The sequence below is a fragment of the Pseudomonas sp. AG1028 genome (assembly GCF_007993955.1).
Classification (GTDB): Bacteria; Pseudomonadota; Gammaproteobacteria; order Pseudomonadales; family Pseudomonadaceae; genus Aquipseudomonas; species Aquipseudomonas straminea.
Window position 1 is genome coordinate 113,677 of the sequence record NZ_VIVP01000008.1, and the last position, 19,737, is coordinate 133,413.

The following is a 19,737-nucleotide window of genomic DNA, read 5'->3' on the forward strand; positions in this document are numbered from 1 at the left end:
AAGGAGAGCGGCAGGCCGCAATGGCCTGCCGGCTAGGCATGATTAGTCGGCAGCTTTCAGGCCGTCAGCGGAAACCGCTTGAACGCCTTTGATTTCCTTGGCCTTGGCAACAGCCAGATCACGCTCGGCTTCGGTCTTGACTACGCCGGACAGGGAAACCACGCCTTTGTTGGTCTCGACCTTGATGTCCAGAGCGCTGAGGCCGTCGTCAGCCAGGAAGGACGATTTGACCTTGCTGGTGATCCAGGTATCGGAAACAGCTTCTTCAGCCTTGTCCATGGAATTGGCAGCCAGCATGGTCGGCTGGGTGCTGTTGTAGGTGTCAGCGAAAGCGGTACCCGCAACGGACAAGCTCAGAGCGGTCGCAGTGATAGCGGCAAAAGCGAACTTATTGACTGGCAGTTTCATGGGCAACACTCCTGTTTCGTTCAAGTTCGCCACATCCAACTTCAGGATTGTGGCTTCCCCATGAATATCGCAAGCGCTGTGCCAGGTTTTTAAAATAAAAATAACACTTAAATATCAATAACTTATTTAATACTGACATTCTCTGACTCCGTGCAAACTGCAAAACCAAGCGCAACGGCTCAGGCAGATTGCACGAAGTGACTTAATGCCATCATGCAAGCAGCTTTTTGATCGCCTGAAACGCAAAATGCCGGTCAGAAGACCGGCATTTTTGGTTGGCGACGCAGCGCAGGCCTTATTTGACGACCTTCAGGCTCGGTCGTCCACTGGGCCGCGGCGGCTCGTCATCGGGGGTCGGCTCGTCCTCGACCTCCTCGATTTCGCTCTCCACCGGAGGCGGCTCCTGATCGAAGACCATGCCCTGGCCATTCTCGCGTGCATAGATCGCCAGAACCGCGGCAGACGGCACGAACAGGCTGTGGGCGACGCCACCGAAGCGACCTTCGAAGCTGACCGCATCGAGCCCCAACGATAGTTCGCGCACAGCGGTGGGTGATACATTGAGTACGATCTGCCCGTCGCTGACGAACTTGCTCGGTACCTGAACGCCCGGATACTCGGCATTGACCAGCAGATGCGGGGTGCAATCGTTGTCGACGATCCACTCGTAGAGCGCGCGAATCAGATAAGGACGACTGGAGTTCATCAAACCTCCTGAACGTGGCGCGCAACGGCGGCGCACCGGAAAAATGGATCAGCGCATGGCTCGTTCGACGGACGACAGGCTCTGGCGAAAACTTTCGCGCGCGAACTGCCGGTCCATGTAATCGAGCAGCGGTTTGGCCGGCCTTGGCAGTTCGATCCCCAGCAGCGGCAGGCGCCAGAGGATCGGCAACAGGCAGCAGTCTACCAAGCTCAGCTCGTCGCTGAGAAAAAATGGTTTCTCAGCAAACAGCGGCGACACCCCCGTGAGGCTTTCGCGCAATTCCTTGCGCGCCTGCACCCGGGCCGGCTCCTTGCTGCGCGGGTCGAGAATCAGGTCGACCAGCGAGCACCAGTCGCGCTGGATGCGGTGCATCAGCAGGCGGGTGTTGCCGCGCGCTACCGGATACACCGGCATCAGAGGCGGATGGGGGTAGCGCTCCTCCAGGTACTCCATGATCACCGTTGGCTCGTAGAGCGCCAGGTCACGGTCGACCAGGGTCGGCAAGGTGCCGTAGGGGTTGGCTTCCAGCAGCTTGTTGGGGAAGCGGCCCTGCTCCACATCGATGATTTCCACAACCACGCTCTTTTCGGCAAGCACGATGCGGACGCGGTGAGAGTAGTGGTCGGCAGGGTCGGAATAACAGGCCAACCGGTTGGTCGCAGCCAAGGCGATCCTCCAGATTCGTGAAACGTGAACGCACCGGGAAGCGCTATTGTTAGCGACGGTTCCCGGCAGTCCCTGAGATGAATGTTCAGGGCATAAAAAAGCCCGCGGGATACGCGGGCTGAGCATGATACCGGACGAACAGTTTAAAAACGTAGGCGAGGCAGCCAGCGCGAGGCAAAAACAGGCGAAAAAGCGGAGTGTACGAGTAGTACATGAGCATTTTTCGCCTGTTTTTAACGCTGCGATGGCAACGCAGGTAGTTTTTAATGCACATCCTTCCAGTATTCGCACTTGAGCAGGTAGGCAAAGACGAAGAAGAACGCCAGGTAGATCAGCACGTAGGTACCGATGCGCTGCATGTGCAGCTTGTTGGGGTCCGCCGAGTAGGCCAGGAAGGTCACCAGGTTGCGCACCTTGTCATCGAAGGCCTCAGGGCTCAGTTGGCCGCTGTTGGGCTCGAGCACCAACTGATCACAAGCCTCCTGGGTCAGCGGCGTGCCGGTCAGCGGGTCGTACTGCTTCTTGCCGCCATCGACCACCTGCACCTGCTTGCAGCCCATGTACTGGCGGCCCTGCAGGCGGCCCAGCACGTTGGGCATGCCGACGTTGGGGAACACCAGGTTGTTGGCGCCCAGGGGCCGCGCCGGGTCGTCGTAGAAGGTGCGCAGGTAGGTGTACAGCCAGTCGTTGCCACGCACCCGGGCGACCAGGGTCAGGTCCGGCGGTGCGGCGCCGAACCAGCGCTTGGCGTCCTCGGGCTTCATGCCGATGTTCATGTGGTCGCCGATCTTGGCGCCGGTGAACACCAGGTTGTCCAGCATCTGCTGTTCGGATACGCCGATATCGGCGGCGACGCGCTCGTAACGCTGGAACTTGGCGCTGTGGCAGCCCATGCAGTAGTTGGCGAAGGTCCGTGCGCCGTCCTGCAGCGCGGCCTTGTCGGTCAGGTCGATATCGGCCTTGTTCAGGGCCACGCCGTGGCCACCGGCGGCCAGGGCGAAGGCAGGCAACAGCGCGACCACACATGCAGCGAATAGCTTTCTCATCAGCCGGTCACCCTTTCAGGAACGGGTTTGGTCTTTTCCATCCTGGTGTAGAAAGGCATCAGGATGAAGTACGCGAAATACAGCGCCGTGCACAGTTGCGACAGCAGCGTACGGCCCGGCGTGGGCGGCAGGACGCCGAGCACGCCGAGGATGACGAAGGACACGCAGAACACCAGCAGCCACAGCTTGCTCAGCCAGCCCTTGTAGCGCATCGAGCGCACCGGGCTGCGGTCCAGCCAGGGCAGCACGAACAGCACGGCAATGGCGGCGCCCATGGCGATCACGCCCATCAGCTTGTCGGGGATGGCGCGCAAGATCGCGTAGAACGGCGTGAAGTACCACACCGGGGCGATGTGCTCGGGGGTCTTGAACGGGTTGGCCTGCTCGAAGTTGGGCTTTTCGAGGAAGTAGCCGCCCATCTCCGGGAAGAAGAACACCACGAAGCAGAACACGAACAGGAACACCACTACGCCGACGATATCCTTGACCGTGTAGTAAGGGTGGAAGGGAATGCCGTCGAGGGGAATGCCGTTCTCGTCCTTGTACTTCTTGATGTCGATGCCGTCCGGGTTGTTCGAGCCGACCTCGTGCAGCGCCAGGATGTGCAGCACCACTAGGCCGAGGATGACGATCGGCAGCGCCACCACGTGCAAGGCGAAGAAGCGGTTGAGGGTGATGCCGGAGATCAGGTAGTCGCCGCGAATCCACTCGGTCAGCGCATCGCCGATATAGGGAATGGCGCCGAACAGCGAGATGATCACCTGGGCGCCCCAATAGGACATCTGTCCCCACGGCAACAGATAGCCCATGAAGGCTTCGGCCATCAGCATCAGGTAGATCAGCATGCCGAAGATCCACACCAGCTCGCGGGGCTTCTGGTACGAGCCATAGAGCAGGCCGCGGAACATGTGCAGGTAGACGACGATGAAGAACGCCGAAGCGCCGGTCGAGTGCATGTAGCGCAGGATCGCGCCGTGGGGCGTATCGCCGGTGCGCACATCGCGCATCAGCCCTTCGACCGAGGCGAAGGCACCTTCGGCAGTCGGGTTGTAGCTCATGGTCAGCCACACGCCGGTGAGCAGCTGGTTGACCAGCACCAGCAGGGCCAGGGAGCCGAAGAAGTACAGGAAGTTGAAGTTCTTCGGCGCGTAGTACTTGGCGAGGTGGTCGTTCCACATCTTGGTGGCGGGAAAGCGCGCGTCCACCCAGTCCATGAATTTGCTCATCATGCTTGCTCCTGATCCACGCCGATGATGATCACCTCAGCCGACTCGTAGCGGTGCGGCGGCACCGGCAGATTCAGCGGCGCCGGCTGCGACTTGTACACGCGCCCGGCAAGGTCGTAGCGCGAGCCGTGGCAGGGGCAGAAGTAGCCGCCTACCCAGTTCTCGCCAAGATCCGTCGGAGCCACCTCGGGGCGGAACGACGGCGAGCAACCCAGGTGCGTGCACAGCCCGACCAAGAGGAGGATTTCCGGCTTGATCGAGCGCGTTTTCGGGTCGACGTAACCCGGCTGCACCGAGTGCTGGGAGTCGGCATCAGCCAGCTGCCCTTCGATCTTCGTGAGGTTCGCGAGGATCGTTTCGGTACGCCGCATGATGAACACTGGCTGGCCCCGCCATTCGGCCACCATCTGCTGGCCCGGCTCGATCTTGGCGACGTTCACCTTGACCGGCGCGCCGGCGGCCTTGGCCTTGGCACTCGGGTACCACGACCCTACAAACGGAACTGCAGCCCCCACCGCCCCGGCGGCCCCAACCACCGAAGTGGCTGCCACCAGAAAGCGACGCCGGCCCGCATTCACGCCGTCATTGCTCATTCAGTCGTCTCCCATCGGCTTTCCGGCCTGTTGTGCAGGCCTCTAATTAGTACGTGTTGGTCAGCGCGCAGCAGCGGCCGGCGCAGGCGCGGCGCCTACCCTGCTCGTTCGGCCGGAGGCGCATCCATTCGACGTTCATCGGCGACTTTAATCCATTGCCCCGGCCATACGGCCCAGCCGTTTGATCGGCGGCATGCACAGGTAGAAGGTCGTGGCCGTGCGCCTAAAGCGGCGCTACTGCAATCCGGCGCGAGATTCGCATAGGCCAGCCGGGCGACTCATGACGCGCATCAACGAAGCGGTGGGTAGCCGGCGCACGTCAGCGCTCGGGCAGAGCAGACAGGTAACGATGTAGCCTGGAGCAGCAATGAAAAACATCACGGGCGAATGCCCAGAGGCTGGCCAGCAAAAATGACCTGCCATAAAAAACGCCCAGCTCCGTGAGGAAACTGGGCGTTTTCGAGTACAGCAGCGAATTAACGCTTGGAGTACTGAGGACGCTTACGCGCTTTACGCAGACCGACTTTCTTACGCTCGACTTCACGAGCATCGCGGGTCACGTAGCCTGCTTTACGCAGAGCCGGACGCAGAGTCTCGTCGTAGTCCATCAGAGCGCGGGTGATGCCGTGGCGGATCGCACCAGCTTGACCGCTCACACCACCGCCGATGACGGTAACGTAGATGTCGAATTTCTCGACAGTCTCGGTCAGCTCCAGCGGCTGGCGAACTACCATGCGGGCAGTTTCACGACCGAAGAAGGTGTCCAGGGTGCGGTTGTTGATGGAGATCTTGCCAGTGCCCGGACGCAGGAAAACGCGTGCGGTTGCAGTCTTGCGACGGCCAGTGCCGTAATTTTGAGTCGCCGACATAATGAACTATTCCGTTAAATCTTCAGTTCTTGAGGCTGCTGAGCAGTGTGAGGGTGAGCAGCGCCCGCATACACTTTCAGCTTACGGTACATGTCGCGGCCCAGCGGGTTCTTCGGCAGCATGCCTTTAACCGCGGTCTCGATCACGCGCTCAGGGGCCTTGGCGATCAGCTTCTCGAAGTTGATCGACTTGATGCCGCCCGGGAAACCGGAGTGGGAGTAGTACATTTTGTCGCTGGTTTTAGCGCCAGTTACACGTACCTGCTCGGCATTGATAACGACGATGTAGTCGCCGGTGTCAACGTGAGGGGTGTACTCAGGCTTGTGCTTGCCACGCAGACGGCTCGCGATTTCTGTAGCCAGACGACCCAGGGTCTGACCAGCAGCGTCAACGACGAACCAGTCGCGTTTTACTGTTTCCGGTTTAGCGGTAAAAGTTTTCATTCTTTATAGCCTCAGGGGCCGCCCAGCAAAAATAGACGGCGGATCTTACTGAATAGTGCGTACTTTGACAAGTCAAAGGCAGCCGGATGCGGGCGCTATCGGGGGCTCGGGTCAGCGCGTCCGCGTACGGCAAGATTCTTCGGCAGGCGGCGCATCACTTCCACCGCAGAAAGAGGACGCGGATTATCCTGATTGCGAAAAAAATTTCAACCTGCTTGTATGGGCCTTTTGTCAGAGGAGGCTCCCATGCAATACCGCCAGCTCGGCCGCACCGATCTCAATGTCAGCGCCCTGTGCCTGGGCACCATGACCTGGGGTGAGCAGAACACTGCCGCCGAAGCTTTCGCGCAGATCGACCGCGCCAAGGCCTACGGCATCAACTTCATGGACACCGCCGAAATGTACCCGGTGCCGCCGCGCGCCGAGACCTACAGCAAGACCGAACAGATAATCGGCGAGTACTTCAAGCAGCGCGGCGACCGCGCCGACTGGATCCTGGCCAGCAAGGTCGCCGGCCCCGGCAACGGCATCACCCACATCCGCGACGGCCAGCTCAAGCACAACCGCCAGCACATCGTCGCCGCCCTGGATGCCAGCCTCAAACGCCTGCAAACCGACTGGATCGATCTCTATCAGCTGCACTGGCCGGAGCGCCCGACCAACTTCTTCGGCCAGCTCGGCTACCAGCATCAGGAAAGCGACTCCACGCCCATCGAGGAAATCCTCGAAGCGCTGGACGAGCAGGTCAAGGCCGGCAAGATCCGCCACATCGGCCTCTCCAACGAAACGCCGTGGGGCACCATGAAACTCCTGCAGCTGGCCGAAGCCCGCGGCATGTCCCGCGTGGTGTCGGTGCAGAACCCCTACAACCTGCTCAACCGCAGCTACGAAGTGGGCATGGCCGAAGTCTCGATCCGTGAGCAATGCGGCCTGCTGGCCTACTCGCCCATGGCCTTCGGCATGCTCTCGGGCAAGTACGAGAACGGCGCCCGCCCGGCGAATGCGCGCCTGAGCCTGTTCGAGCGCTTCCAGCGTTACAACGCTCCGGAAACCGTGGCCGCCTGCTCCCGCTACGTGGCCCTGGCCCGCGAACATGGCCTGGACCCGGCGCAAATGGCCCTGGCCTTCGTGACCAGCCGCCAGTTCGTGACCAGCAACATCATCGGCGCCACCTCGCTGGAGCAACTGGAGGCCAACCTGACCAGCAGCGAGCTGACCCTCAGCGATGACGTGCTCAAAGGCATCGAGGCGATCCACAAGGCGCAGCCCAACCCGGCGCCCTGATCTTTCAGGATTAAGTATGGTGGTAAGTTCGCACCCACCCTACGGGATGCCGACTGTAGGATGGGTCGGGCCGCGTAGGTGATAACCCATCACATCTCCCTGTGGGAGCGGGCCATGCGCGCGAATCGCGGGCATGGCCCGCTCCCACAAGAGCAGACCGTAGGATGGGTCGTGCCGCGTAGGTGACAACCCATCACCTCGCCACGCCCTCCTCCTACCTAAAGCAAATTCGGCCCTTTGGCATCGCGCCGCGAAGCCAAACGATCCGCCAGCCGAGTCGGCTCCGGCAGCCGATAGCCCCGATCCCAACTCAACACCAACTCCGCCGCCTTGTGCATGCTCACACGGTTCCCCGGCGAGACGATCAGCGGCCGTACCTTGCGCTTGCTGCGCAGCACCCAGCCGATCTGCCGGTTCTGGCGGTCGAGCAACTCCACCTTGTCACCGCGTTCCTCGCCCAGCTCGCAGTGGTGGCCGGTGAGGATCTTCTTCGCCACGCCGATGGTCGGCCGGCCGGTGACCACGCCCAGGTGCGCGGCAATGCCCAGCCCACGGGGATGGGCGATGCCATGGCCGTCGACGACGATCAGGTCAGGCTCCTGGGGAAGCCCCGCCAACGCCGACAGCAACGCCGGCAATTCGCGAAACGACAACAGCCCCGGCACGTACGGCATGCTGGTGGGGATGCGCGCCACGCATTCGGCGACCGGCTGCAAGGTTTCGGCATCCAGCAGGATGGCGGCGGCGCGGGTGATCTCGCCGCCCTCCTCGAAGCCCACATCCACGCCGGCCAGCAGACGCAACGGCGCAAAGTCGTCCTCCAGCCGCACCTGTGCGGCCAGCTCCTTCTGCAGGACTCTCGCGGCGGCGGGTGTGCCGTCCCACTCGGCGAATGGCGATGCGGCCAACTCGGCAAAACTCAGCATGACAACCTATCCCCCATCACGGCATTGCAAGACCGGGCTGGACGCAGCCCGGATAAAAGAAGACGATTCAGCCGGAACCTGACGGCTTTACCACAGGGTCTGTTCCCGTTTCACGCACGGCCGCGCCGGAGCCAGTTTTTGCGCGAGGCAAGGCACGAGATGCGAAGTTTGGCTGGCCAAATGAGCCATCGAGTAACGCCGCATCGCACAAAAACTGGCCCGGCCCTTCGGGTTGCGCGGGAAATGGCCTCCGCTGTCGTTACAGGACTTGGCAAGGGGGCAACCATTCCCTGCGTCCTGCGCCTAACCGGAGGCCATTTCTCGCGGCAACGCGGCTTGCGCTGAAACGGGAACAGACCCTAGGCCGACCCTATCACTCGAACAAGAACAACAGCCATGCCCAGCCCGTCCCCGCTCACGCGCGTGAGCATCCTCGCCACGCCCGGCGTATTCGCTTCGACCCTTATGCAGGCCAGAGATTTCTTCCATATGGCCGGCCTGCGCCATGGCAAGCAGCAGGGCCTCGGCCTGGTGCCGACCTTCGAAGTGCGCCTGGTCAGCCCGGACGGCCTGCCCGTCACCAGCTTCAGCGGCGTACAGCTACCGGTCGACGGCCCCCTCGATGACCAAGCTCAGCTGATCATCCTGCCGGCCTTCTGGGACGACTACGACGCCCTGTGCAGCCGCTACCCGCAGGTGTTCGACTGGCTGCGCGACCGCCACGCCGCTGGCGCCAGCCTGTGCGGCGAGGCCAATGGGGTGTACTGGCTGGCCGCCGCCGGCCTGCTCGATGGCAAGGAGGCGACCACCTGCTGGCGCTTCTTCAGCGAATTCGCCACGCGCTTTCCGCAGGTGGTGCTGAATCAGGACAAGCACCTGACCGACGCCGACAACCTCTACTGCGTGGCTGGCCCGACCTCGGCATGCGATCTGTACATCTACCTGATCGAGCGTTTCTGCGGCACCAGCGTGGCGCAGAGCGTGGCCCGCGACATCCTCTACGAAGTGCGCCGCAGCTACACGCCGGGGCGTATCGGTTTCGGCGGCCAGAAGCAGCATCAGGACACCAAGATCCTGCAGATCCAGCAGTGGCTCGAGGAGCACTTCGCCGAACGTTTTCGCTTCGAGGACGTGGCCCGCGACCACGGCATGAGCATCCGCAACTTCATGCGCCGTTTCCACGCCGCCACCGGCGACAAGCCGCTGTACTACCTGCAGCGCCTGCGCATCGAAACCGCCAAGGGGCTGCTGTCGTCATCGGCGAAAAGCATCAAGGCGGTCAGCTATGAAATCGGCTACGACGACGCCAGCTTCTTCGCCCGCCTGTTCCGCCAGCACACGGGGCTGTCGCCCAACCACTACCGCCAGCAGTTCCAGCAGCAGGTGCAGCCCGCCGGCTGAAACAAAAAAGGCCGCACGCCGTGCTTCCGATGTGGAAGCGGGCATGCGGCCTTTGCCGTCGCGGCGTACCGGTCAGGGCTTGTGCGGGCGCGACAGGAACTCGTGGGACTGCATTTCCAGCAAGCGGCTCAGGGTACGCTGGAACTCGAAGCTCAGGCGCCCGCCGGTGTACAGATCCTTGAGCTCCACTTCGGCGGAGATGATCAGCTTGACGTTGCGGTCGTAGAACTCGTCGACCAGGTTGATGAAGCGCCGCGCCATGTCTTCCTTGGCCACGCTCATCTGCTCGACGTTGGAAAGGATCACCGAGTGGAAGATCTTGCCCAGCTCGATGTAGTCGTTCTGACTGCGCGGGCCGTCGCACAGCTCGCGGAAATCGAACCAGCCCACGTCACCGCCGACCTTGCGCGCGACGATGGCGCGGTTCTCGATCATCAGCGATTCGTTTTCCTGCACGCCGGTGTTCTCGTGCAGCAGGCTCTTGAAGCTCTTTTCCAGGCTCTGCTCGGCCGCCTCGCCCAGCGGGAAGTGGAACAGCTCGGCCTGCTCTAGGGCGCGCAGGCGGTAGTCGATGCCGCTGTCGACGTTGACGATCTCGGTGTGCACCTTCAAGAGCTCGATCGCCGGCAGGAAGCGCGCGCGCTGCAGGCCGTCCTTGTAGAGGCCGTCGGGCACGATGTTGGAGGTGGCCACCAGGGTCACGCCGTTCTTGAACAGCTCTTCGAGCAGGGTCGCCAGGATCATCGCGTCGGTGATGTCGGAGACGAAGAACTCGTCGAAGCAGATCACCCGGAACTGCTCGGAGAAGCGCTTGCCGATCACCGTCAGCGGGTTCTTGACGTCCTTGAGCGAACGCATTTCCTCGTGCACACGCTTCATGAAGCGGTGAAAGTGCGTGCGTTCCTTTTCCTTGAACGGCAGGGCATCGAAGAACGTGTCGACCAGGTAGGTCTTGCCACGGCCGACGCCGCCCCAGAAATACAGGCCCTTGACCGGGGTGACGGACTTCTTGCCGAACAGCTTGCCGAGCACGCCGGGCTTGTTGCGCTCGTCAGCGATCAACTCGTCATACAGGCGCTGCAGGTGGCGCACGGCCTTTTCCTGGGCGGCATCGTGAAAGAAGTCCGGACGTTTGAGGTCGGCCTGGTAGCGTTCGAGCGGAGTCATAGTGCGAAAACCGGGCAAGTGAAGCGGGGGCGACACTTTAACGACGCCCCCGGGGATTGGCAAATAGGCCCTATGGCTGGCGAGGTTTTAGCCTCGCCCCCCCTGGGCAGCGCAGGCGCCGGGCGGATTCGGCATCCGCCGGCGCGCAGGCTCAGACCGCGGCGCGCGCCAATGGTCTCAGGCTTCTTCCGGCGCCAGGGCGTCACGCAGCCGGGCGATGGCAGCCTCGAGAGCCGCGGTGTCGGCGAAGGCCGGGCTTTCGCCGACCAGTTGGTCGTCCAGCCACACGCCAAAGGCCTCGCCCTGGACGCGGATGTCCAGCGGCTCGCCGCTTTGCAGGCGCTTGCTCGCCTGCCCGGCTGCCTTGCCGTCGGCGAAGGATGGCGACAGCAGCAGCTGCTCGCCGTCGGCATCGAGCAGGCGGAAACGGAAGCTGCCATCCTCGTCGCGGAAGCTGACGAAGCGGGCGCGCTTGGCAGCCTTCTTCTTGGTATCAGCGGCCACCTGCACCTGCTCGCGGAACGAGCGCAGGCCCACCGCTTCGCGCAGCTCACCGAGGAACGGCGTGGCGATCTTGCGCGCCTTGGCGGCGCCGGCCAGCAGGATGTCTTCCAGATCGGCCGGGCGGGCGATCAGGGCGTGGTAGCGCTCGCGGGCCTCGCCCAGTTCGGCTTCCAGCAGTTCATAGAGCGCCTGCTTGGCTTCGCCCCAGGCCAGACCGCCGAGCAGCGCGGCACGGAAATCCGCCTGCTGGGTCGGCGCGGCAAAGGCCTGGTAGATGGTGAACAGGTGCGAGTTGTCCGGATCCTTCGCCTCGCCCGGCTGGCGGGAGTCGGTGACGATGCGCGCCACGGCGTCCTTGAGCTGCTTGGAGCTGCCGAACAGCGGGATGGTGTTGTCGTAGCTCTTGCTCATCTTGCGGCCGTCGAGGCCCGGCAGAGTGGCGACGTCTTCCTCGATCACCACTTCGGGCAGCTTGAACAGGTCCTTGCCCTGACCGAACAGGTGGTTGAAGCGCTGGCCGATGTCGCGGGCCATTTCCACATGCTGGATCTGGTCGCGGCCGACCGGCACCTTCTGGGCGTTGAACATCAGGATGTCCGCGGCCATCAGCACCGGGTAGCTGAACAGGCCCATGGTCACACCGGCGTCCGGGTCTTCGCCGGCTTCCACGTTCTTGTCCACCGAGGCCTTGTAGGCGTGGGCGCGGTTGAGCAGGCCCTTGCCGGCCACGCAGGTCAGCAGCCAGCACAGCTCGGGGATTTCCGGAATGTCGGACTGGCGATAGAAGGTCGCCTTGTCGGTGTCCAGGCCCAGCGCCAGCCAGGTGGCGGCGATCTCCAGGCGCGAGCGCTGGATGCGTGCTGGGTCATCGCACTTGATCAGCGCGTGGTAGTCGGCCAGGAAGTAGAAGGAATCCATGTCGGCGCGGCGGCTGGCGACGATGGCCGGGCGAATCGCGCCGGCATAGTTGCCCAGGTGCGGCGTGCCGGTGGTGGTGATGCCGGTAAGGATACGAGTGGTCATGTTCAGGTTCGCTTTACGTGGACCATCTTGGGATATGCCGTGCCAGGGCGGCACATGGCAGATCAGAGGCGAGGCAGCAGCAGATCCTTGAGATCGGTCAGCTTGCCGTGAAAAAAGTGGCCGCATTCTGCCACTTTCAGCAGTTCGTGGGCACGCCCGAGGTCGGCTGACCAGTCGTAGACGCGCTGCGGCTCGATCACCTCATCGGCGTCCGGCTGAATCACCACCAACGGGCAGCGCTTGGCCGGCGGTGTTTCGGCGGTCAGGCGGGTAACGGCCGGGGCGATCATGAACAGCTTCGCCGGCTCGACGCCCTGTTGTTCCAGGCGACCGCCCAGGGCGGCAGCCACGAAGCCGCCGAAGGAAAAGCCCATCAGGGTGATCGGCAGATCCGGGTAGCGCTCGCGCAGCCAGTTGGCGACGGCTTCGGCGTCGTCGACTTCACCGGTGCCCATGTCGTGACTGCCGGTACTGGCGCCCACGCCGCGGTAGTTGAAACGCAGGGTGTGATAGCCGGCATCGCGGGCGGTGCGCTGCAGGGTCGACACCACCTTGTTGAGCATGGTGCCGCCCTGTACCGGGTTGGGGTGGCAGATCAGCGCGACGCCGCGGGCGTCGGCGACTTCCAGGCAAAGGGCTTCCAGCTGGCCGCTCGGGCCGTCGATCATCGTGGGGGTTTCGCGGATCAGCAACAGTGAACTCCGTGACCTTCAATCGGGTCGACTCGTCGAACGATGTACCCGCACCGCGTCTGCGCGTTGCCGGGTAAACACCTTAAAACACCTTCGCCTACACGCACTTAGCGGTGTACAGCGCAGGTTCCAGCCGTTAACGTAAAGCAAAGCCGTTTAGAGAGGAAGGACTCGTGGAACAGACGCTCACCGCCTGGTTGCTACCGGCACTTACCCTGGTCGCTGGCATCGCCATCGGTTTCCTGATCGCCCGTCTCGCGCCCAATGCCGCCCCCGGCCGCACGCAGCGCCAGCTGGACGAGATGCAGGAACGTTTCGAGGCCTATCAGAACGAAGTGGTCACCCACTTCAACACCACCGCCAATCTGGTCAAGAAACTGACCCAGAGCTATCACGACGTTCAGGAGCACCTGTCTCATGGTGCCGACCGCCTGGCGCTCGACGAAGTGACCCGCCAGCGCCTGCTCGCCACCCTGCACGCCGAGCCGAGCAGCGAAAAGCGCGAACGCCTTACGCCGCCGCGCGACATGGAAATCCCCAAGGACTATGCACCCAAGACCGGCGACGTGCCGGGCATGCTCGACGAGAGCTACGGCCTGAAAAATCGCTACTGAGCCGTTAGCCTGCGATACCCGAACCCCGCCCCTTGGCGGGGTTTTTTGTTTTAGGATGGAGCATCGACACCGACAAGGACGTGATTCATGCCAGCACGCCAGTCCCACCACCCCACCCGCCAGGCGCTGATGGACGCCGCGCGTGAGCTGCTGGACAGCGGCCGGGCCTTCAGCAGCCTGAGCCTGCGTGAAGTGGCGCGGGCCGCCGGTATCGTGCCTACCGGTTTCTACCGCCACTTCAAGGACATGGACGCCCTGGGCCTGGCCCTGGTGGCCGAGGTCGGCGAAACCTTCCGCACCACCCTGCGCCAGGTGCGCCGCAACGAGTTCGAGCTGGGCGGCATCATCGATGCCTCGGTGCAGATCTTCCTGCGCGCCGTGGAGCAGCACCGCGGCCAGTTCCTGTTTCTGGCCCGCGAGCAGTACGGTGGCTCGCTGCCGGTACGCCAGGCACTGGCGACCTTTCGTGATGACATCGCCGCCGACCTGACCAGCGACCTGAGCCTGATGCCCAAGCTGCAGCACCTCGACGAAGCGGCGCGCAGCATGCTGGCCGACCTGGTGGTGAAGACCGTGTTCGCCACCCTGCCCGAGCTGATCGACCCGCAGGCCACCGCCCTGCCCGCCCACCGCCGGCCGGAAACCAAGATGATCGAGCAGCTGCGTTTTATCCTGATCGGCGCCAAACGCTGGCGCGGCCTGAGTGCCAGCGACAAGCGCTGAACCGCACTGAGCAAAAAACGACCAGCCCGCGCCAGCACCCACGGCTCTTGGCCTGGAAGACAATGCGCGCACCTTATCCACAGCGTGCTCCACACCTTCCGTGGACAAGCTTGCTGTAAGTCGCCTTCAACGCACTGAAATCGTTGAAGTAATTGTTGACGTGGCAGTGTTTTTTCGCCTCCCGACGGACTGATCAAATAACGATCAATCGCCTGTAAGCCTCACATCCAGAGGCCTGCAGCCGGGCATGCTCACCTTATCCACAGTACTGCGCACAGCAACCGGGGAAAAGTTGATAACCACGCTCTTCACTCAACTAACATCTTGTTTGCAAAGCGTTATCAGCGCTGATCAAAAATAGCGCTATGCGCGGCAGACCACGTCGCCAGAGCGCTTCAGGGCCTTATTCACATGATCGATACAGGCTTATCAACAGGCCCTGTGGGTAACCCGTACAACTCGCTGATTTTCATGCACAAATAAAAAGGCCGCTGACTAGCAGCGGCCTTGATAGGAAGACGGGAGTCAGTCGACCAGGGTCAACGCGCCCTTCATCAGCGCGGCATGGCCGGGGAAGGAGCAGAAGAACTGGTACGAGTCTGCAGCGTCCAGCTTGCTGACATCGAAGGTCACCGAGTCGGATTCGCCACCGCCGATCAATTTGGTGTGGGCGATCACCCGGGCGTCATCGGGCTTCAGGTAATCCTTGTCGACTCCAGCCGCGATGCCGTCGGCGCTGATCGCCTGCACGTCGGCGGTCTTGGCCACCACCAGGTTATGACCCATCACGTGCTTGGGCAGGTTGCCGACGTGCTTGAGGTCGATGGTGAAGGTCTTGCAACTCTTGCTGACCTTGATCTCCTTGGTATCGAAGGTCATCTGGTCGGTGGAATGCACCTCCACCGAGCACTCGGCAGCCAACAGCGGCGCACTGAGCAGAGCCAGCACGGAGGCGACGGCAAACTTGCGAATCATGGGAGTCTCCTTGGCAGTAAAAACGTTCACAGCCTGCAGGGTGCCCTATCGGGCGGGCATTTCCCATGACCTGAGGCAACAGACCGCAGGCCAGCCACATCGCCACCTGAAAGGCCATCCAGAAAAACTATCGAAACGATCCGGACAAGCAAGCAGCCGAATGATTAGGCGGGGCGTAGGCTAAAGCTCAGAATCGCAAGGAGAACGATCATGACCGTCATCGAGAACCTGCAGCACTGGTTCGCCGCTTACGCACAGGCAGCCAGCGGCAGCGCCAGTTAAATCGACCGGAAATACAACGGCCACTGCAGGGCATCGCTCTGCAGCGGCCGTTGTGTTGCCTGGGTCTGTTGCCGTTTCAACGCGAGCCGTGCGTTAAACGGTATCAGCGCCTCAATGCCCGCCCAGATAGGCGTTGCGCACATCCTGGTTGCCCAAGAGCTCCTGGCCGGTGCCGGTCATGCGGATTTCTCCGGTGACCATCACGTAGGCCCGATCACTCAGGCGCAGCGCATGGTTGGCGTTCTGCTCGACCAGGAAGATGGTCATGCCGGTCTGCGCCAGCTCGCGCAAGGTGGCGAAGATCTGCTTGACCACGATGGGCGCCAGGCCCAGCGACGGCTCGTCGAGCAGCAGCAGCTTGGGCCTGCTCATCAACGCTCGGGCGATGGCCAGCATCTGCTGCTCACCGCCGGACATGGTCATCGCCCGCTGGTTGCGTCGCTCCTTGAGCCGCGGGAACAGGTCGAACATGCGCTGCATATCTTCGTCGGCATGCTTGGCGCCGATGGGGATGGTGCCCATCAGCAGGTTCTCTTCCACGCTCATGTCCGGGAACACCCGGCGCCCTTCCGGCGACTGGGCGATGCCGTTGGACGCCACGAAGTGGGTGCTCTTGCGGGTGATGTCCTCGCCGCGGTAGAGAATCTGCCCACCGCTGGCCCGCGGCTGGCCGAAGATCGACATCAGCAACGTGGACTTGCCCGCGCCGTTGGCGCCGATCAGGCTCACCGTTTCACCGGCGTTGATGTGCAGGTTGACCTTCTTCAGCGCCTGAATCTGCCCGTAATGCACGTCGACGTCCTTGAACGCCAGCAGCGGTGCCGTATTCACGTCGCTCATGCCACTTCCTCCTCTTCCGCGCCGAGGTAGGCAGCGATCACTTTCGGGTCGTTCTTGATGGCGTCCGGGCCGCCCTGGGCGATCACCAGCCCGTGGTCGAGGACGATGATGTGGTCGCTGATGCTCATCACCATGCCCATATCGTGCTCGATCAGCAGCACGGTCATGCCGTGCTCGTCGCGCAGCAGGCGGATGATCTTGCTCAGGGCGTGGGTTTCCGACGGGTTGAGGCCGGCGGCGGGTTCGTCCAGGCAGATCAGCTCGGGGCCGGTGCACATGGCGCGGGCGATTTCCAGGCGGCGCTGCTGGCCGTAGGAAAGCTCGCCGGCCAGGTGGTTGGCCTGCTCGACCAGGTCGACCACTTCCAGCCAGTAGAAGGCGGTGTCCAGCAGCTTGTTCTCGGCACGCCGGTAACCGGGCGTGTTGAGAATGCCCTTAATCATGCTGCGCTCGGCGAGCATGTGCTGGGCCACCAGCAGGTTTTCCAGCACGGTCATTTCCTTGAACAGGCGAATGTTCTGGAAGGTGCGCGCCAGACCTGCACGGTTCACCAGATGGGTGCCGCCGAACATCTTGTACCAGAGCCGTGAGCCGAACTGCGCCGGCTTCACGAAATCGTCGGCCTGGAACGGCTCGCCGAGAATCTGGATGACGTCGGTCTGCCGACCCTGGGCATTGAGCATGATCTTGCCGCCGGTGGCCGAGTAGAAGCCGGTCAGGCAGTTGAACACCGTGGTCTTGCCGGCGCCGTTGGGGCCGATCAGCGCCGAGATGGAGTGGCGTTTGATCGAGAAGTTGACGTCGCTGAGCGCCTTGATGCCGCCAAAATGCATCATCAGGCCGTCGACCGAGAGGATGTTGTCACTCATGGCGCGACTCCTTTACGCGGGGCGATGCCGATGCGGTTGATGCGAATCAGCCCGCGTGGTCGCCAGATCATCATCAGTACCATCAGCATGCCGAACAGCAGCACACGGTAGTCGGCGAAGCTGCGCAGCAGCTCCGGGGCGATGGTCAGCACGAACGCGGCGATCACCACGCCCACGGTCGAGCCCATGCCGCCGAGCACCACGATGGCGAGGATCAGCGCCGACTCGAAGAAGGTGAACGAGGTCGGGTTGACGAAGCCCTGGTAGGTGGCGAAGAACACCCCGGCGATGCCTGCCGTCGAGGCGCCGAGCATGAAGGCCGAGAGTTTGACCAGTACGTGGTTTAGGCCCATGGAGCGGCAGGCGATCTCGTCCTCACGCAACGCTTCCCAGGCGCGGCCGACCGGCATGCGGGTCAGGCGATGCTTGACGTACAGCACCAGCAGCACCACCAACACCAGCACGGTGTAGATGAACAGGAACTTCATGTTGGGGTTATAGGCGATGCCGAAGAACTCGTGGTACGGCACGCCACCGTCCTTGGCACGGCGGGCGAACTCCAGGCCGAAGAAGGTCGGCGACGGCGCGCTCATGCCGTTGGGCCCGCCGGTGACTTCCAGCCAGTTGGTCAGCACCAGACGGATGATTTCGCCGAAGCCCAGGGTGACGATGGCCAGGTAGTCGCCGTGCATCCTGAGTACCGGAAAGCCCAGGATCATCCCGGCGAACGCTGCCATGACCGCCGCCAGCGGCAACAGGCTCCAGAAGCCCAGGCCCAGGTATTCGTAGCCCATGGTCAGGCCATAGGCGCCGATGGCGTAGAAGCCCACGAAGCCCAGGTCGAGCAAACCGGCCAGGCCGACCACGATGTTCAGGCCAAGGCCGAGCAGCACGTAGATCAGGCCGAGGATGATCACCGTCAACAGGTACTTGTTGGCGAAGAACGGGAAGATGAAAGCCAGCACGATCAGCCCCGGAATGATCCAGCGCATGCGCGACACGTAGCCCGGCGGCTGCACGCCGACGCCGCCACCGGAGCGCTCGAAGCCCTCCAGCACCACGCGGCCTTTCGGGGTTTGCAGGAACAGGCTGAGCACGAAGCGGCCCACCATCACCACGCCGACCATCCAGGCCACGCGGTCGAATTGCGGGGTGAAGTCGTAACCCTTGAGCACCACGCCCACCACCGGGCCGAACACGATCAGGGCGATCAACCCGGCCATCAGCGCATCGACCAGGCTCTTTTTCACATCGATAGAAGTCGTACTCACGGCATCACACCTTGGTTACCTGAGGACGGCCCAGCAGGCCCTGGGGACGGAAGATCAGAATCAGCACCAAGAGCGAGAAACTGAACACGTCCTTGTAGTCGGAATTGACCATCCCGGAGAACTGCGCTTCGGCCACGCCGAGGATCAGCCCGCCGAGCATCGCGCCGGGCAGCGAACCGATGCCGCCGAGCACCGCCGCGGTGAAGGCCTTGATGCCGATGATGAAGCCGGCATAGAAGTCGAAGGTGCCGTAGTTGAGGGTGATCAGCACCCCGGCCAGCGCGCCCATGGAGGCGCCGATGACGAACACGTAGGAGATCACCCGGTCGGTATTGATGCCGAGGATCTGCGCCATCTTGCGGTCCTGCTGGGTGGCGCGGCACATGCGCCCCAGGCGGGTCTTCTGGATGATGAAGGTCAGCGCCAGCATGCCGATGATGGCCGCGGCGATGATGAACAGCTTGGTGTAGGTGATCATCACGAAGCCATCGCCCACGTGCAGGCGCAGCGCGCCTTCGAGCATGGTCGGGATGCCCTGCTGCCGCGCACCCTGGCTGAGCTGCACGTAGTTCTGCAGGATCAGCGACATGCCGATCGCACTGATCAGCGGCGCCAGGCGCGTGGAGTTGCGCAGCGGCTTGTAGGCGATGCGCTCGATGGCGAAGCCGTACACCCCGGTGACCACGATGGTGAACACCAGCGTGCCGAGAATCACCAGCGGGAAGGAATGCACACCAAAGAAGGCCAGTACGGCGATGGCGATGGCGGCGAGGTAGGCCGAGACCATGTACACCTCGCCGTGGGCGAAGTTGATCATGCCGATGATGCCGTAAACCATGGTGTAGCCGATGGCGATCAGGCCGTAGACCGAACCTAGAGTCAGGCCGTTGACCAGTTGCTGCAGGAAGATACCGTCCATTGAAAAATCTCTGAGTCCGTGACGGAAAGAAGCGCAGGGTCGCCAGGCGACTCCAGCAGCCCCGGCAGGTCATGGCCCGCCGGGTTTGGAGGTTTGTTCACGAGTGGCAGGGTTGAGATGGAGCAGTAATTTGTGGGAGCGGGCCATGCCCGCGATTCGCGCGCACAGCGCGCGAAATCAGTTGTAGGGTGGGCAATGCTCTTTTTGTCCACCATGGCGGTTACAGCACGGTGGACGGATAAAGCGCCGTCCACCCTACAAACTGAAAAGCTCGCGGCTAAAGCCACTCC

Annotated in this window: 21 protein-coding genes; 4 read left to right on the plus strand and 17 right to left on the minus strand. The window is 62.6% G+C overall.

Annotated features, from left to right (window positions below; translation table 11 throughout):
* Positions 1-42: 42 nt before the first annotated feature.
* The 8 genes from FB481_RS14725 to rplM all read right to left on the minus strand — a co-directional run bounded on the left by FB481_RS14725 (position 43) and on the right by rplM (position 5,957).
* Complete coding sequence (locus tag FB481_RS14725; protein WP_147176890.1) at positions 43-408, minus strand: BON domain-containing protein; 366 nt, start codon at positions 406-408, stop codon at positions 43-45.
* Positions 409-703: 295 nt separating this feature from the next.
* Positions 704-1,114, minus strand: coding sequence for a ClpXP protease specificity-enhancing factor (locus FB481_RS14730; RefSeq protein ID WP_147176891.1), 411 nt, complete (start codon positions 1,112-1,114; stop codon positions 704-706).
* 48 nt (positions 1,115-1,162) lie between these two features.
* Entirely contained in the window at positions 1,163-1,780 is a 618-nt protein-coding gene (locus FB481_RS14735; RefSeq protein ID WP_013789894.1) for a glutathione S-transferase N-terminal domain-containing protein, read from the minus strand.
* 263 nt (positions 1,781-2,043) lie between these two features.
* Positions 2,044-2,826, minus strand: a complete 783-nt coding sequence (locus FB481_RS14740; protein WP_147176892.1) for a cytochrome c1 — start codon at positions 2,824-2,826, stop codon at positions 2,044-2,046.
* Complete coding sequence (locus FB481_RS14745) at positions 2,826-4,052, minus strand: cytochrome bc complex cytochrome b subunit (protein ID WP_013789892.1); 1,227 nt, start codon at positions 4,050-4,052, stop codon at positions 2,826-2,828. The genes FB481_RS14740 and FB481_RS14745 overlap by 1 nt, the downstream gene beginning before the upstream one ends.
* Positions 4,052-4,645: a ubiquinol-cytochrome c reductase iron-sulfur subunit gene (petA, locus tag FB481_RS14750; RefSeq protein WP_093505321.1), complete on the minus strand. Its 594-nt coding sequence runs from the start codon at positions 4,643-4,645 to the stop codon at positions 4,052-4,054. Before petA ends, FB481_RS14745 begins: the two co-directional genes overlap by 1 nt.
* 476 nt (positions 4,646-5,121) lie before the next feature.
* On the minus strand, positions 5,122-5,514 hold the full coding sequence (gene rpsI, locus FB481_RS14755; protein ID WP_013789890.1) for a 30S ribosomal protein S9: 393 nt from the start codon (positions 5,512-5,514) through the stop codon (positions 5,122-5,124).
* A gap of 14 nt (positions 5,515-5,528) precedes the next feature.
* Positions 5,529-5,957, minus strand: a complete 429-nt coding sequence (gene rplM / locus FB481_RS14760) for a 50S ribosomal protein L13 (RefSeq protein ID WP_013789889.1) — start codon at positions 5,955-5,957, stop codon at positions 5,529-5,531.
* Positions 5,958-6,203: 246 nt separating this feature from the next.
* On the opposite strand from rplM, the gene FB481_RS14765 reads away from it, so the two are divergent.
* A complete protein-coding gene (locus tag FB481_RS14765; RefSeq protein WP_147176893.1) occupies positions 6,204-7,241 on the plus strand; it encodes an NADP(H)-dependent aldo-keto reductase in 1,038 nt (345 codons plus the stop codon).
* 218 nt (positions 7,242-7,459) lie between these two features.
* Here the strand turns inward: FB481_RS14765 and nfi are convergent, their stop codons facing one another.
* Positions 7,460-8,167, minus strand: a complete 708-nt coding sequence (gene nfi, locus FB481_RS14770) for a deoxyribonuclease V (protein ID WP_147176894.1) — start codon at positions 8,165-8,167, stop codon at positions 7,460-7,462.
* Positions 8,168-8,656: 489 nt separating this feature from the next.
* Here nfi and FB481_RS14775 point away from each other — a divergent pair, with 489 nt between their 5' ends.
* Positions 8,657-9,568 carry a GlxA family transcriptional regulator gene (locus FB481_RS14775; RefSeq protein ID WP_178109889.1) on the plus strand — a complete coding sequence of 304 codons (912 nt, stop codon included), beginning with the start codon at positions 8,657-8,659 and terminating at the stop codon, positions 9,566-9,568.
* Between the two features lie 72 nt (positions 9,569-9,640).
* On the opposite strand, the gene zapE is transcribed toward FB481_RS14775, so the two are convergent.
* The 3 genes from zapE to FB481_RS14790 all read right to left on the minus strand — a co-directional run bounded on the left by zapE (position 9,641) and on the right by FB481_RS14790 (position 12,954).
* Positions 9,641-10,735 (minus strand): cell division protein ZapE, encoded by a 1,095-nt coding sequence (gene zapE, locus FB481_RS14780; RefSeq protein WP_027904474.1) that lies wholly within the window; start codon positions 10,733-10,735, stop codon positions 9,641-9,643.
* 177 nt (positions 10,736-10,912) lie between these two features.
* Entirely contained in the window at positions 10,913-12,262 is a 1,350-nt protein-coding gene (locus FB481_RS14785) for a tryptophan--tRNA ligase (RefSeq protein ID WP_147176896.1), read from the minus strand.
* Positions 12,263-12,324: 62 nt separating this feature from the next.
* Positions 12,325-12,954, minus strand: a complete 630-nt coding sequence (locus tag FB481_RS14790) for an alpha/beta hydrolase (RefSeq protein ID WP_147176897.1) — start codon at positions 12,952-12,954, stop codon at positions 12,325-12,327.
* Between the two features lie 173 nt (positions 12,955-13,127).
* Between FB481_RS14790 and FB481_RS14795 the strand changes: the two genes are divergently transcribed.
* Together FB481_RS14795 and FB481_RS14800 are read left to right on the plus strand one after the other, a co-directional pair.
* Positions 13,128-13,568, plus strand: a complete 441-nt coding sequence (locus tag FB481_RS14795) for a YhcB family protein (protein ID WP_147176898.1) — start codon at positions 13,128-13,130, stop codon at positions 13,566-13,568.
* Between the two features lie 87 nt (positions 13,569-13,655).
* Positions 13,656-14,291 (plus strand): TetR family transcriptional regulator, encoded by a 636-nt coding sequence (locus FB481_RS14800; RefSeq protein ID WP_147176899.1) that lies wholly within the window; start codon positions 13,656-13,658, stop codon positions 14,289-14,291.
* A gap of 525 nt (positions 14,292-14,816) precedes the next feature.
* On the opposite strand, the gene azu is transcribed toward FB481_RS14800, so the two are convergent.
* From azu to FB481_RS14825, 5 genes are all read right to left on the minus strand, one after another.
* Positions 14,817-15,266 carry an azurin gene (azu, locus tag FB481_RS14805; protein WP_013789880.1) on the minus strand — a complete coding sequence of 150 codons (450 nt, stop codon included), beginning with the start codon at positions 15,264-15,266 and terminating at the stop codon, positions 14,817-14,819.
* A gap of 393 nt (positions 15,267-15,659) precedes the next feature.
* A complete protein-coding gene (locus tag FB481_RS14810) occupies positions 15,660-16,388 on the minus strand; it encodes an ABC transporter ATP-binding protein (protein WP_147176900.1) in 729 nt (242 codons plus the stop codon).
* Entirely contained in the window at positions 16,385-17,257 is an 873-nt protein-coding gene (locus FB481_RS14815; RefSeq protein ID WP_027904479.1) for an ABC transporter ATP-binding protein, read from the minus strand. Before FB481_RS14815 ends, FB481_RS14810 begins: the two co-directional genes overlap by 4 nt.
* On the minus strand, positions 17,254-18,528 hold the full coding sequence (gene livM, locus FB481_RS14820) for a high-affinity branched-chain amino acid ABC transporter permease LivM (RefSeq protein ID WP_147176901.1): 1,275 nt from the start codon (positions 18,526-18,528) through the stop codon (positions 17,254-17,256). The genes FB481_RS14815 and livM overlap by 4 nt, the downstream gene beginning before the upstream one ends.
* 4 nt (positions 18,529-18,532) lie before the next feature.
* Positions 18,533-19,447: a branched-chain amino acid ABC transporter permease LivH gene (locus tag FB481_RS14825; RefSeq protein ID WP_147176902.1), complete on the minus strand. Its 915-nt coding sequence runs from the start codon at positions 19,445-19,447 to the stop codon at positions 18,533-18,535.
* Positions 19,448-19,737 lie beyond the last annotated feature (290 nt).